Genomic DNA, 12,155 nt, shown 5'->3' on the forward strand with positions numbered 1-12,155 from the left:
CAAAAAGAGGCCATTTCCACAAAAAACTGGCTCCCGGCACTCTCCGTGTAATGGACAGCCCGCTTTCTCCCCCCCCTGCCACAGGGCCATGGTTACGGAAAAACACGTTTTCTAAGGAGTGCCCCTCCCGGATGATCCACGGCCGCATGGTTACTGTATGGCGGGAGAAGCTCCCTTCCCCAGCCGTTTTTCAATCAGGCTCACGGACAGTTCTGCGCACAGCCGCAATTCATTGTCGGCATCATGAATGAGCTCCTTGAGCGCGGCGAGAGACGGTTCCGTCCCAATTTCCCCAAGAATGCGCGCGGCGGAACGTTTCAGCACGAAATCGTCCGCCTCATTCAGTACCTGGATGACAGCGGTTTCCCCTGTGGGGCCGATGGACTTGCATTCATCCTCCCACCTCTGGGGGTCTTTCTTCCACTCACTCAAAAGCATCCCGAATGCGCTCTCCTTTTCCGGACCGCGCAGCAAAAATCTCAACAGGGAGGAAGGAACCTCGCAATCAGCCTTCTTCAACTCTTCCGTAACATAATACACCACGCGCTGGGCTTCCGCATCCTGTTCCTCCGCCCATACGACCAGGGCGGAAGCCAGGGCAGTCACATACTCGGCATCGCGCCCCCAAGGTTCCTTGAGCAATTCCACCAGCCTGGAGGAAACTTCATGGCGCAGCTTGTCGGGCTTCACGGCGGCAAGCCGCTTTGCCGCCGCAATAATGCGTCGGATATCCAGAGAGGACAGCTCCTTCAAATTCGCCAGCACGAAATACTGGTGACGTTCATCCTGAAGGGCGGCGGAAGCCGGACGAGCCTCAAACTTGTCCCGGTTCAGGATCACTTCCACAAAAGAACGTTCCTTGTCCTCCAGCGTCACCTCTCCCAGCCTGGAGACGACATCTACAAACTCCTTGAACGTAATCGGCGTGGGCGTAATGACAAACAGACCGCCTCCTGTACCCTTCCGGTCGTAAAACATCGGCTCGTCTCCGGACTGCGTCATCCGTTTCAGATAACTTTTCACCATGTCCCGGTTGGCCGCATTAACACCCACTACCCACAGACCCAGGACACCCTGGTCCTGTTTGCGGGCAATGGCGGCAAACAGGGGCCTCAGGTCCCCTTCCCCGTAATTCTGAACGGAGGCTTTCTGTACGGCATCGGAAGGCAGGGCCATGCTGTCGGCATGGTCTTGAGAAACTTCACCCTTCTGGACTTGTCCGGAACCGCTCCCGCCAAGCAGGGAAGGATGCACCTTGACAGGATAAACATAAGGCAGCGAGGCGATGCCGCCGGCAAGTAAAAGCCCCAGTACAATGAACACCGCTTTGTGCCGACGGCCTGAAAAAGCCATCAGCGTTCCGGCCAGACAGGCGAAAAACAAAGCGAAAGCCTTCTGCTGCGGCTGAAGCAGCAGGGAAAGGAAGGACGTTCCGTCCATCTCCGTAGAAGCATTGTAAAAAATCCATACGCAACCGGCTCCTATAAGCAAGGAAACGCCAAGGCACACCAGTTGAATCAGCCCCGTTTCCATCACAGCGCTCTGAAAAACAGCCCCGCGGTTCTTCCCGAAATGATCATCGGTGATCCCCTTCGCCTTGGCAAAAGGCTTTTTGGACATCAGCTTTTCCCTGTCGCAAAGAAACTCATGCCCGCACTTGCTGCAACTCACCATGGCCCCCTCCTCGGAAGATGGGACATTGATATGCTGTTTGCAATTGGGACAGTTCAGATTCACTCCCCTTTCAATATGATATTTTTGATTCTTTTGCAATACCCGTGTCGCAATCTTTTCTTCATGGTTTTCCGTGCATGAATATGAAAAAAGTTCCTTGTTAATACCATCCGCCGGGAAAACCTTGCTCCCGGACAAAAACATTGCATCTCCTTCTCAGGAAAACATAAATCATGTATTGATTTCCAACATATTATTAAAAAAATCAGAAAGACGTTACAGGCACGGATAAACCCCTCCTTCGGAGGGGAAGATCTGCTGTGTTTCCGGTTTTAAAACATGAAAATACGCATTCCCAAAGAATCCTGTATAATAACTATTCAAATATTCATATCTGCAACATAAACAAAAGATAAAAAACGCCGTACCCCGCAAATGCCTCACCCCACGTCATTCCGAGTGAACACGCTTGCAGAACGGAAGGTTTGGTAGTAGAATTTTCGCCATGTCATTGCAGTCTGCCGAACGCCGAGATTTCATCCGCGATATGATTTCTGATGACCTTGCCTCCGGCAAGCATCAGGCTCCGGTAACCCGCTTCCCTCCGGAACCCAACGGTTATCTCCATATCGGACACGCCAAATCCATTTGCCTCAACTTCGGTATAGCCCAGGAATTCCCCGGCGCGCGCTGCCACCTGCGCTTTGATGACACCAACCCCAGCAAGGAAGACCAGGAATACGTGGACAGCATCCAGGAGGATATCCACTGGCTGGGATTCGGCTGGGGGGACAACCTCTTCTTCGCCAGCGACATGTTCGACTTCTTCTACGAATGTGCCGTCTCCCTCATCAACCAGGGGCTGGCCTACGTGGACGAACAAACCGTGGAAGAAATACGCGCCCAGCGCGGCAACGTAAACGTGCCCGGCCAGGAATCCCCCTACCGCAACCGCTCCGCGGAAGAAAACCTGAAGCGCTTCCAGGCCATGAAAAACGGGGAAATCCCGGAAGGAAAGGCCATTCTGCGCGCCAAAATAGATATGGCCTCCAGCAACATGAACATGCGTGACCCGGTGCTGTACCGCATCATGTTCGCGGAACACCACAACACGGGCAACAAATGGTGCATCTACCCCATGTACGACTTCGCCCATCCCCTGGAAGACGCCTACGAACACATCACGCACTCCCTCTGCACGCTGGAATTTGAAAACCACCGCCCCCTGTACGACTGGGTCATTGAACACTGCCCCGTCCCGTCCCGTCCGCGGCAGACGGAATTCGCCCGGCTCAACCTGACGTACACCGTCATGAGCAAGCGCAAGCTGCTCCAGCTTGTCCAGGAAGGGCACGTCACCGGCTGGGACGACCCCCGCATGCCCACGGTCTCCGGCATGCGCCGCCGCGGCTACACGCCGGCGGCCATCCGCAACTTCTGCCAGACCATCGGCATTACCAAATTCAACGGATTCACGGACGTGGCCCTGCTGGAATACAGCGTCAGGGAAGACCTCAACGCCAACGCCCCGCGCCGCATGGCCGTCCTCAATCCCCTCAAGCTCACCATCACTACCCTTCCGGAAGACGCGGAAGAAATGGTGGAAGTACAAAACAACCCGGAAAAACCGGAGGAAGGCTTCCGCCAGGTGCCGCTCACCAGGGAAATCTGGATTGAACGGGACGACTTCATGCTGGACCCTCCCAAAAAATACTTCCGCCTGGCCCCCGGCCGCACGGTGCGTCTGCGCGGCGGCTACTGCGTCACCTGCACCGACTACAGGCAGGACGCAGACGGCAACATCACGGAAATCTTCTGCGAGCACATTCCGGGCACTATCGGCTCCAACCCTCCGGAAGGCATCCAGTGCCGCGCCGCCATCCACTGGGTCAGCACCCGCCACGCCATGGACGGGGAAATCCGCATCTACGACCGCCTGTTCACGGAGGAAAACCCGGACGCGGCGGAAAACGGATTCCTCTCCGTCATGAATCCCGGCTCTCTGACCGTCATCACCGGAGCCAAGCTGGAACCCGCCCTGGCCGGGGTGGAACCCGAATTCAACTGCCAGTTTGAGCGCCTGGGCTACTTTGTGGCGGACCGCAGGGACCATGTGCCCGGACAGCGCCCTGTCTTCAACCGCACGGTAGCCCTCAAGGACTCCTGGGCCAAAAAGCAAAAATAAATTCCTCTTTCATCAACCCCATACTTATGGACGATCAACTCCAATTCTGCTCCGTCGAGGAAGCCGTGGAAGAAATACGGCAGGGACGGATGATCATCGTTACGGACGATCCCGGCCGTGAAAATGAAGCGGACCTCATCATCGCCGCCGAATTCGCCACGCCGGAAGCCATCAACTTCATGGCCACCCACGCCAGGGGCCTCATCTGCGCCCCCCTTTCTCCGGAACGGGCGGACACTCTCCAGCTCCCGCTCATGACCTCCGTCAACCGGGAAAATATGTCCACCGCCTTCACCGTCTCCGTGGATGCGGCCCATGACATCACCACCGGCATCAGCGCCGGGGAACGCTCCCTGACCATACGCACCCTGGCGGACCCGAAGGCCACCGTCAACGACTTCGTGCAGCCCGGCCACGTCTTCCCGCTCCGCGCCGTTCCCGGCGGGGTGCTCCGCCGCGCCGGCCATACGGAAGCCACCATCGACCTCGTGCGCATGGCGGGGCTCCAGCCCGCCGGAGTCTGCTGTGAAATCATGAAGGACGACGGCACCATGGCCCGTATTGGCGATCTGGGGCCCTTTCAGAAAAAATACGGTCTGAAAGCCTGCACGGTGGCCCAGCTCATTGAACACCGCCGCGCCCAGGAAAAACAAATCCGCCTGGTGGAAACCGTCAAGATGCCGACCGACTATGGAGACTTCACCTGCCACCTTTACGAATCCCATCTGGACGGAGCTCTGCATCTGGCGCTCGTCCACGGAGAAATCTCCGCGGACAAGCCCACTCTGGTCCGCGTACACAGTGAATGCCTTACGGGAGACGTCTTCGGCTCCCGCCGCTGCGACTGCGGCAGCCAGCTCCACACTGCCATGCGCCGCATCGCGCAGGAAGGCGGCGTGCTCCTCTATCTGCGACAGGAAGGCCGCGGCATCGGCCTTGCGGCAAAGCTCCAAGCCTACAAGCTCCAGGAACAGGGGCTGGACACCGTGGAAGCCAACCTCAAGCTGGGCTACCCGGACGACTTGCGGGACTACGGCATCGGCGCCCAAATCCTGCATGACCTGGGGGCGGACCAGCTCCGCCTGCTCACCAACAACCCGCGCAAAATCGTGGGGCTGGAAGGCTTCGGCCTTAAAATCACGGAGCAGGTACCCATCGTCATCCCACCCAACGAACAAAACAGCAAATACCTGGCTACCAAAAAATGCAAGCTGGGCCACACCCTGTAACCCGTCCCTCCATCATCCATGTCCACGGAACTCCCCCGCCGCCAGCGCCCTACGGGAACGCGCGCCAAAATTTGCATCGTCGCTTCGGAATACAATGAGCAATACACCCAGGCCCTGGTGGACAACTGCTCGGAAGAACTGGCCGCCGTGCTCCCGTCCGTCCGGCTGGAAGTAATTCGCGTTCCGGGCGCCTTTGAAATCCCGGTCACCATCAAATCCATCCTGTCCCGCTCCCCGGAAAAACGGCCGGACGCCGTCGTGGCGCTGGGCGTCATCCTGCGCGGCAGCACGGACCACGCGGACCTCATCGGCTCCACCATCACGCAGGCCCTGATGCAATTGGCGCTGGAATTCACCACTCCCGTCATCCATGAAGTACTGCTTCTGAATGATGAAAAACAGGCATTCGCCCGCTGCATCGCCTCCCAGCTCAACCGCGGCCGAGAAGCGGCGCGCACCGCCGCACGCATGGCGGAACTCTTCATCAACTCCCTCTCCCGGCAATAAGCCACACCTCCCGACCTATCTTCCTCCCACCGTCATGCTCTCACGCAACCAAATCAGACAAACAGCCCTTCAATACCTTTACGGCGCCTCCCAATCCCCGGAAATCACCGAAGAACAGGAAGAAGGCATCTGGGACATCCTGATGGAACCCTTCCGGGCGGACTACTGCAAGCTCCGGGCGAAAGCCGTTTCCGGCCACCTTACGCGTGACTACCCGGACAAGCTGCGCCTCTTCGTCACCCGCGCCAGGGAAACGGCGGAAAAACTGCAGCATGACCCCCTCACGCTGCCCGTCCGCGACCAGCTCCACGACCTGCTGAACAAGGAAGGGGAATTCAACGCCGCCCTGCTTCAACTGAAAAAAGCCCTGCATGACGACCCCGCCAACGACAGGAAAACCCTCTCCGCCGCATGTGACACCGTGCAGGAACTCAACACGGCCCTCATGCAAATGCGCGGCCGCCTTCTGGACTCGCTCAGAGACTTCCCGGCCTACAACAGCATCTGGTCTCCCCTCATATCCTCCTGCGGCAAACTTCAGGAAATCAACGACCGTATCAACTGCATCATCCATCAGGACGGCCGCCCCTCCCTGGCGGAAGTAAAAAAAGTGGTGGAAGCGGGCCAGGATGCGGAAGAACTCTACCGGGAAGCGAAAACACTGGGAGAAGAAACGCTGCGCCGCCGGGAAGAACTGGACTCCGTCATCAACGGCATCCTGGAAAACTACTCCCCGGAACGCGTCAGCGCCATGGATCGCGCCATCCTGCGCCTGGGTGCCTGCGAACTGCTCCATCGGAAAAACCTTCCCGCTCCCGTCGTCATTTCGGAAGCCATCCGGCTGGCGGAACGCTTCTCCTCCGCGGACTCCCCCCGGTTTGTCAACGGCGTGCTTGCCGGCATTGCCAAAACGGCGCGCCCCTCCTAACCCATATTCCCTCCAGACTCATGGCCGGATTCTTCAAAAAGCTCCTAACCAAATTCTCCCGCGGCACCCGGATAGACTGGGATGAACTGGAAGCGGACCTGGTGACCGCGGACATTGGCATCAGGCGCGCCATGAACATTGTTGACCAGCTCCGGGAAAGCAGGGGGCTGGATGCGGAAAACCTGGTGGAATCCACCCGTGAAGTCATCCGCCAGGCCTTCCCGGCCACTCCGCCCACCCTGCCGGCTCCTCCGGAGGGTTATCCTCTCGTCATCCTCGTGGTTGGCGTCAACGGCACAGGAAAAACCACCTCCGCCGCCAAACTGGGCCATTTGCTGCAAAAACAGGGCGGCAAGGTGCTTCTGGCTGCCGCGGACACCTTCCGGGCCGCCGCCGTGGAACAGCTCCAAAGCTGGGCGGAAAAGCTGAACCTGCCCCTTTACAAGGGAGCGCCCGGCCAGGACCCCGCCTCCGTTTGCTATGAAGCCCATGCCCAGGCCATCCGGGAAGGCTGCCAATACCTCATCTGCGACACCGCCGGACGGCTCCATACCCGCCACAACCTTATGGAGGAACTCTCCAAAATCCGCCGGACCCTCTCCAAGCAGGACGCCTCCGCCCCCCATTACACCATGCTGGTGGTGGACGCCACCACCGGAGCGAACGCCTTGGCACAGGCCAGGGAATTCCACAAGGCCACCCCTCTGGACGCCGTCATCATCACTAAAATGGACGGCTCCGGCAAAGGCGGCGTAGCCGTAGCCATCATGGATGAAATGCAAATCTCCCCCGCCTTCCTGGGAACAGGGGAACAGGCGGACGACTTTGAAACCTTCAACCGGGACCGCTACGTGGACTCCCTTCTCTAACGGGAACTCCCCTGCCATGAACCCGCCCCCCCTGATCACCGCGCAAACGGAGGAAAAGCTGCTGGCCTTCCTCACGGAGCGCGGCCACACCAAATTCCGCGTCCAGCAAATCATGGACTGGGTCTGGCGCAAGCGCGTCGCCTCCTTTGACGCCATGACCAACCTCTCCCCGGCGCTCAGAAGCCTGCTGGCGGAAAACTTCCGCTTCCACACGCCGGAAATTGTGGAAATCAGTGGAACCCCGGGTTCCACGCGCAAATTCCTTACCCGGATGGAAGACGGCAGTTTGGTGGAATCCGTCATCATCCCCGCCGCCGTTGCGGAGGACGGAGAAAAGGCGGACCGGACCACCCTCTGCGTCTCCTCCCAGGTGGGCTGCGCCTTCGGCTGCAAATTCTGCGCTTCCGGCCTGCTGGGGCTCAGGCGCAACCTCTCCGCGGGAGAAATCACCGGACAGATACTCTCCGCGGAATCCATTGCCGGAAAAAGGATCAACAACCTCGTCTTCATGGGAATGGGAGAACCCCTCGCTAACTTTGACAACCTGCATGACGCTCTGGAAATCATCACCTCCCACCGCGGGCTGGAAATAGGCGCGCGCCATATCACCATCTCCACCTCCGGATTCGTGCCGGGTCTGAAAAAACTGGCCGCCTACCCCAGGCAGATACGGTTGGCCGTCTCCCTGCACGGAGCCACGGACGAGGTACGCAGCCAAATCATGCCGGTCAACAAAAAATGGCCTCTTTCCCAGCTCATCCCCGCTCTGGAGGAATGGGGAAGGGACCGGAACCAGATGCCCACGCTGGAATACATCCTCATCCGGGACGTGAACGACTCCTTGAAAGACGCGTCCCATCTCATGCAAATCGCCAAGCGCCTGCACGCCAAGGTCAACCTCATCCCGTACAACACCGTGGAAGGGCTTCCCTGGGAACGCCCCTCGGAAGAACGCTGCTGCACCTTCCGCGACGCCGTCCGCAAGGCCCGCATCCCCGTCACCATGCGGTATGAAAAGGGCCATGACATCAATGCCGCCTGCGGCCAGTTGAGGCTCAGGAAGCAACGGGAAGACAACGGCGGAACCTTCCTCTGACGAACTGAATCGTTACTAAAATTACTGCAAAATTGCAGTAATTATTTTGCCCGAAAGCCCTCGTTGTGCTATTCTTTTCCAGCCGGATGACGCCATCCGCCAGTATCATCATGGACACTACGGATACCAACAACGCCGCTGCCACTCTGGAACTTACCAAGGCTCCCCGGAAAGCTCCGGTTCTGGATGTCCGGGACATTCCCCAAGCTCCGGGCCCGGAAAAAGGCGTACTGGCCCTCATGGCCATGGACCCCGCCACCTATGTGGGCCAATGCGTTACCCTGGGCATGACGGAAGACTACTTCTATCTTCCGGCCCACAAGCTGCTCTGGCGTCTCTTCCAGGCCCGCTACAACAAAAACGAACCCATCGACATCGTCTCCATCACCCAGGCGCTGGAAGACATGCACCAGCTGGAAGCGGTAGGCGGGAGCGCCGGGCTGGCGGAAATCTACACCTTCACCACCACGGGAGCCTACTTTGAGCACTACCTCAACATCCTGAAGGACAAATTCATCCTGCGCTCCATCATTGACATTGCCAACCAATCCACCACGCAGGCCTTCGACAATCCCGACGATGTCGCGGAGCTTCTGGACTCCGTGGAAACACACATCTTCCAGATACGGGAACGCTACAACAGCGCCAAGGACGAACAAAGCCTGGCAAGCATCCTCAAGCAGGCCGTCACCAACTTTGAAAAATTCATCGCCAGCAAGGGTCAAATCCAGGGCTTGACCACCGGATTCGAGGAGCTGGACAAAAAAAGCAACGGCCTCAAGCCCGGGGACATGTTCATCATTGCGGCGCGTCCCTCCATGGGGAAAACCTCCTTCCTGCTCAACATCATCGAACACATCTCCCTCAACGAAAAAAAGCCCACCCTGCTCTTCTCCTGTGAAATGCCTGCCGTCCAGATCGCGGAACGCCTCCTCTTTGCCCGTTCCGGCGTGCGCCGTGCGGAAATCATCAAGCGCGGCAATCTCACCCAATTGGAAATGAAGCACTTCAAACAGGCCGTAAAAGAAGTGGGGGAATCCCAGCTCGTCATTGATGACACGGCGGCCATCTCCATCAACGAGCTCCGGGCCAAGGCTCGCCGCGTCATGCGGGACCTGGGCGCCCTGGCCGCCATCGGCGTGGACTACCTCCAGCTGATGCGCTCCCACTCCAAGCAGGCGGCCAACAGCCGCGAACGAGAAGTAGCGGAAATCTCCGCCGGCCTCAAAGCGCTTGCCAAGGAACTCAAGGTGCCTGTCATCGTTCTCGCCCAGCTCAACCGCGGCCCGGAAAGCCGCACGGGGGCCAGCCTGGGCGTTCCCCGCATCTCCGATTTGCGCGAATCCGGTTCCATTGAACAGGATGCGGACATGATCGGCCTGCTCTACCGCTCTGCCTACTATGCGGAAGACGAGGAAAAACGGCAACAGATGGCTGGCAGGGCCAACCTCCATCTGGCAAAAAACCGCAACGGCCCCACAGGCGACGTCCCGCTCCACTTTGAAGCGGAGCTCATGCGCTTCTCCACGCGGGAAGCCGACGAACACGACCAGGAAAACGAATAGAGGCCCTGCCGCCGCCCTCTCCCCGGACCATGCCACAGGCCGGAATTGCCAGCCTGCGCCTCTCCACCTCTGGCGGTGTACGTGAAATCAAAGAAAAACAGCAAATCTCACGGGCTGCGCGCACATGCGTGCAGCCCTTTTCAATATCCGCGATATTTCTTTGTGACGAAAACGTTACAGAAAAGGCTTTTCCACATTTCCATGCAAATATAGCATCTTCCCTATCTCCATTCATCCAGCTTATGAATCCCCATGCCAAATCACTCAATGAACGTCTGCGCACGCTCATCTCCCTTATCTTTGGACTGGTTATCGGTTGTGCCCTACTCTTCGGGGAAACGCGCTGGGAACATACCCCGTCGTTGAGGAAAGCCTCATGCTTATTGCCTGCTTTATGGCCGGCATCGGCGCCTTCGGACGCATCTGGTGTTCCCTCTACATCGCAGGCTATAAAAACAATGCCCTGGTGATAGAAGGGCGTACTCCATGTTCCGCAACCCGCTTTACTTCTTCAGCTTCATCGGGGGCATGGGGTGGCGTGCGCTACGGAAACCTTCCCTATCCCCCTCCTTACGGCACTGGCATTCGGTATTTTACTATCCTGCCATCATCAGAAGGGAGCAGGAACGTCTCATCTCCCTATTCGGAAACGCCTACCGAGACTACTGCCGGACGGGACCTTCCTTCATCCCCTCCCTTTCCCTGCTGAAACCGGCGCCCGCCACCTACTCAGTCAATCCGGCCACATTCACGCACAACATCTTTGATGCCCTGTGGTTCATCGGTATCTTTGAATTCATCAGCGGGCTGCATGATGCGGGAATCCTCCCCGTATGGTTCTTCATTCCGTGACCGCCTGCGGCTTCCTGGCAGCCAGCATCCCGATCAGGGCTTTCTGGGAAACCATCTGCCGGAAAGACTCCCGGTCCCTGGGATAAAACATCATCTCCGTAACCGTTCCTCCGTTCCTGAACGCCCAGGCAAACCACACGGTGCCCACGGGCTTCTCCGGCGTACCGCCGTCCGGTCCGGCAAATCCGCTGACGGCGACAGCGACATCCGCGCCGGAACGTTCCAACGCACCTTCCGCCATGGCCTTCACCACGGGTTCGCTCACCGCTCCGTGCTCTTCCAGCACCTCTGCCGGAACACCCAGCATCTCCGTCTTCGCCCAGTCCGCATAAGTCACCCAGCCAAACTCAAACACTCCTGAAGCACCGGGAACATCCGTAATCCTCTTGGCAATCAGGCCACCCGTGCAGCTCTCCGCCGTAGCCGCTTTCAATCCGAGCCCTGCCAGATGAAGCACTACGGCCTGCTCCAGAGTAGCTCCCAGGGGCCTCAGCACATACGCTCCGGCCAGGGTCAGCAGACGCGCCTCTCCCTGCTTCAGCGCCACTTCATTGCCAACCAGCCTTACATCCACCTCTCCGATGCGGGCGCAATAAGCCATTTCCAATCCCTGCACCTGGTGCAGGGAATCGTCCACCAGATCCTGAAGATCGCTCTCTCCAATCCCCACCAGGCGGAACACGCGCAAACGGGGAATATCGCAGTCCACCATGGACTCCAGCAAGGGCATTACGGACCTCTCCACCATCGGCTTTAGCTCCGGGGGCGGTCCGGGCAGCAAAATAAACATGGGCAGGCGGTCGGTAGCGGGCATCACCAGCCCCGGAGCCGTGCCGTTGGGATTCTCCAGCACGGCGGCGCCGTCAGGCACCATGGCCTGTCTGAAATTGCACTCCGCAATGGAAATGCCCCTCCGCTTGAAATAATCCCTCAATCCCTCCGCTACATGCTCGTCACGGTGCATGTCCACGCCGCAGACATCGCATAGGGCCTCCCTGGTCACATCGTCGCTCGTCGGTCCCAAGCCCCCGCTCACAATCACGATATCCGCCCTGCGGGCACTCTCCCTCATCGCCTCGCTAATGGCATAGCCGTCGGGAACCACAGTCTCCCTCTCCACGCGGAAGCCCGCTTCAAACAGCCTGTTCCCCAGCCATGCCGCATTGGTATTCACAATGCTTCCCAGCAAAATTTCCGTACCGGTATTAATCAGCTCAACCCTCACACTCTTCATGTCTCCATTATGCGCC

At 58.5% G+C, this 12,155-nt stretch carries 11 protein-coding genes; 9 read left to right on the forward strand and 2 right to left on the reverse strand.

From position 1 onward, the window contains the following. Window positions 1-150 precede the first annotated feature (150 nt). Window positions 151-1,674, reverse strand: a complete 1,524-nt coding sequence (locus V3C20_RS02575; RefSeq protein ID WP_130083937.1) for a HEAT repeat domain-containing protein — start codon at window positions 1,672-1,674, stop codon at window positions 151-153. Between the two features lie 505 nt (window positions 1,675-2,179). Here V3C20_RS02575 and V3C20_RS02580 point away from each other — a divergent pair. The 9 genes from V3C20_RS02580 to V3C20_RS02620 all read left to right on the forward strand — a co-directional run bounded on the left by V3C20_RS02580 (window position 2,180) and on the right by V3C20_RS02620 (window position 10,905). Further along, window positions 2,180-3,859, forward strand: coding sequence for a glutamine--tRNA ligase/YqeY domain fusion protein (locus V3C20_RS02580; protein WP_130083938.1), 1,680 nt, complete (start codon window positions 2,180-2,182; stop codon window positions 3,857-3,859). A gap of 26 nt (window positions 3,860-3,885) precedes the next feature. After that, window positions 3,886-5,088, forward strand: a complete 1,203-nt coding sequence (locus tag V3C20_RS02585; protein WP_130083939.1) for a bifunctional 3,4-dihydroxy-2-butanone-4-phosphate synthase/GTP cyclohydrolase II — start codon at window positions 3,886-3,888, stop codon at window positions 5,086-5,088. A gap of 18 nt (window positions 5,089-5,106) precedes the next feature. Continuing rightward, entirely contained in the window at window positions 5,107-5,595 is a 489-nt protein-coding gene (ribH, locus tag V3C20_RS02590) for a 6,7-dimethyl-8-ribityllumazine synthase (RefSeq protein WP_130083940.1), read from the forward strand. A 34-nt stretch (window positions 5,596-5,629) separates the two neighbouring features. Then, window positions 5,630-6,523, forward strand: coding sequence for a transcription antitermination factor NusB (gene nusB / locus V3C20_RS02595; RefSeq protein ID WP_161981304.1), 894 nt, complete (start codon window positions 5,630-5,632; stop codon window positions 6,521-6,523). A 20-nt stretch (window positions 6,524-6,543) separates the two neighbouring features. Further along, window positions 6,544-7,392 carry a signal recognition particle-docking protein FtsY gene (gene ftsY, locus V3C20_RS02600; RefSeq protein ID WP_130083942.1) on the forward strand — a complete coding sequence of 283 codons (849 nt, stop codon included), beginning with the start codon at window positions 6,544-6,546 and terminating at the stop codon, window positions 7,390-7,392. A 16-nt stretch (window positions 7,393-7,408) separates the two neighbouring features. Next, entirely contained in the window at window positions 7,409-8,488 is a 1,080-nt protein-coding gene (gene rlmN / locus V3C20_RS02605; protein WP_130083943.1) for a 23S rRNA (adenine(2503)-C(2))-methyltransferase RlmN, read from the forward strand. 110 nt (window positions 8,489-8,598) lie between these two features. After that, complete coding sequence (gene dnaB, locus V3C20_RS02610) at window positions 8,599-10,053, forward strand: replicative DNA helicase (RefSeq protein ID WP_130084024.1); 1,455 nt, start codon at window positions 8,599-8,601, stop codon at window positions 10,051-10,053. Between the two features lie 29 nt (window positions 10,054-10,082). Continuing rightward, window positions 10,083-10,523: a hypothetical protein gene (locus V3C20_RS02615; protein WP_130083944.1), complete on the forward strand. Its 441-nt coding sequence runs from the start codon at window positions 10,083-10,085 to the stop codon at window positions 10,521-10,523. Window positions 10,524-10,539: 16 nt separating this feature from the next. After that, complete coding sequence (locus tag V3C20_RS02620) at window positions 10,540-10,905, forward strand: hypothetical protein (RefSeq protein WP_130083945.1); 366 nt, start codon at window positions 10,540-10,542, stop codon at window positions 10,903-10,905. Here V3C20_RS02620 and V3C20_RS02625 read toward each other — a convergent pair. Next, the gene (locus tag V3C20_RS02625; RefSeq protein WP_161981305.1) at window positions 10,895-12,139 is read right to left on the reverse strand and encodes a competence/damage-inducible protein A; all 1,245 of its coding nucleotides are present in this window, start codon (window positions 12,137-12,139) and stop codon (window positions 10,895-10,897) included. The genes V3C20_RS02620 and V3C20_RS02625 overlap by 11 nt on opposite strands. Window positions 12,140-12,155 lie beyond the last annotated feature (16 nt).

This window comes from Akkermansia sp. RCC_12PD (genome assembly GCF_036417355.1).
In the GTDB taxonomy this organism is placed as follows: Bacteria; Verrucomicrobiota; Verrucomicrobiia; order Verrucomicrobiales; family Akkermansiaceae; genus Akkermansia.

Bases quoted from the DNA above. Each gene is read 5' to 3' on its own strand.
- V3C20_RS02585 (WP_130083939.1), top strand. From the start codon at position 3,886: ATGGACGATCAACTCCAATTCTGCTCCGTCGAGGAAGCCGTGGAAGAA.
- V3C20_RS02615 (WP_130083944.1), top strand. From the start codon at position 10,083: ATGCCACAGGCCGGAATTGCCAGCCTGCGCCTCTCCACCTCTGGCGGT.
- dnaB (WP_130084024.1), top strand. From the start codon at position 8,599: ATGGACACTACGGATACCAACAACGCCGCTGCCACTCTGGAACTTACC.
- nusB (WP_161981304.1), top strand. From the start codon at position 5,630: ATGCTCTCACGCAACCAAATCAGACAAACAGCCCTTCAATACCTTTAC.
- ribH (WP_130083940.1), top strand. From the start codon at position 5,107: ATGTCCACGGAACTCCCCCGCCGCCAGCGCCCTACGGGAACGCGCGCC.
- V3C20_RS02575 (WP_130083937.1), bottom strand. From the start codon at position 1,674: ATGGTGAGTTGCAGCAAGTGCGGGCATGAGTTTCTTTGCGACAGGGAA.
- V3C20_RS02620 (WP_130083945.1), top strand. From the start codon at position 10,540: ATGTTCCGCAACCCGCTTTACTTCTTCAGCTTCATCGGGGGCATGGGG.
- rlmN (WP_130083943.1), top strand. From the start codon at position 7,409: ATGAACCCGCCCCCCCTGATCACCGCGCAAACGGAGGAAAAGCTGCTG.
- V3C20_RS02580 (WP_130083938.1), top strand. From the start codon at position 2,180: ATGTCATTGCAGTCTGCCGAACGCCGAGATTTCATCCGCGATATGATT.
- ftsY (WP_130083942.1), top strand. From the start codon at position 6,544: ATGGCCGGATTCTTCAAAAAGCTCCTAACCAAATTCTCCCGCGGCACC.
- V3C20_RS02625 (WP_161981305.1), bottom strand. From the start codon at position 12,139: ATGAAGAGTGTGAGGGTTGAGCTGATTAATACCGGTACGGAAATTTTG.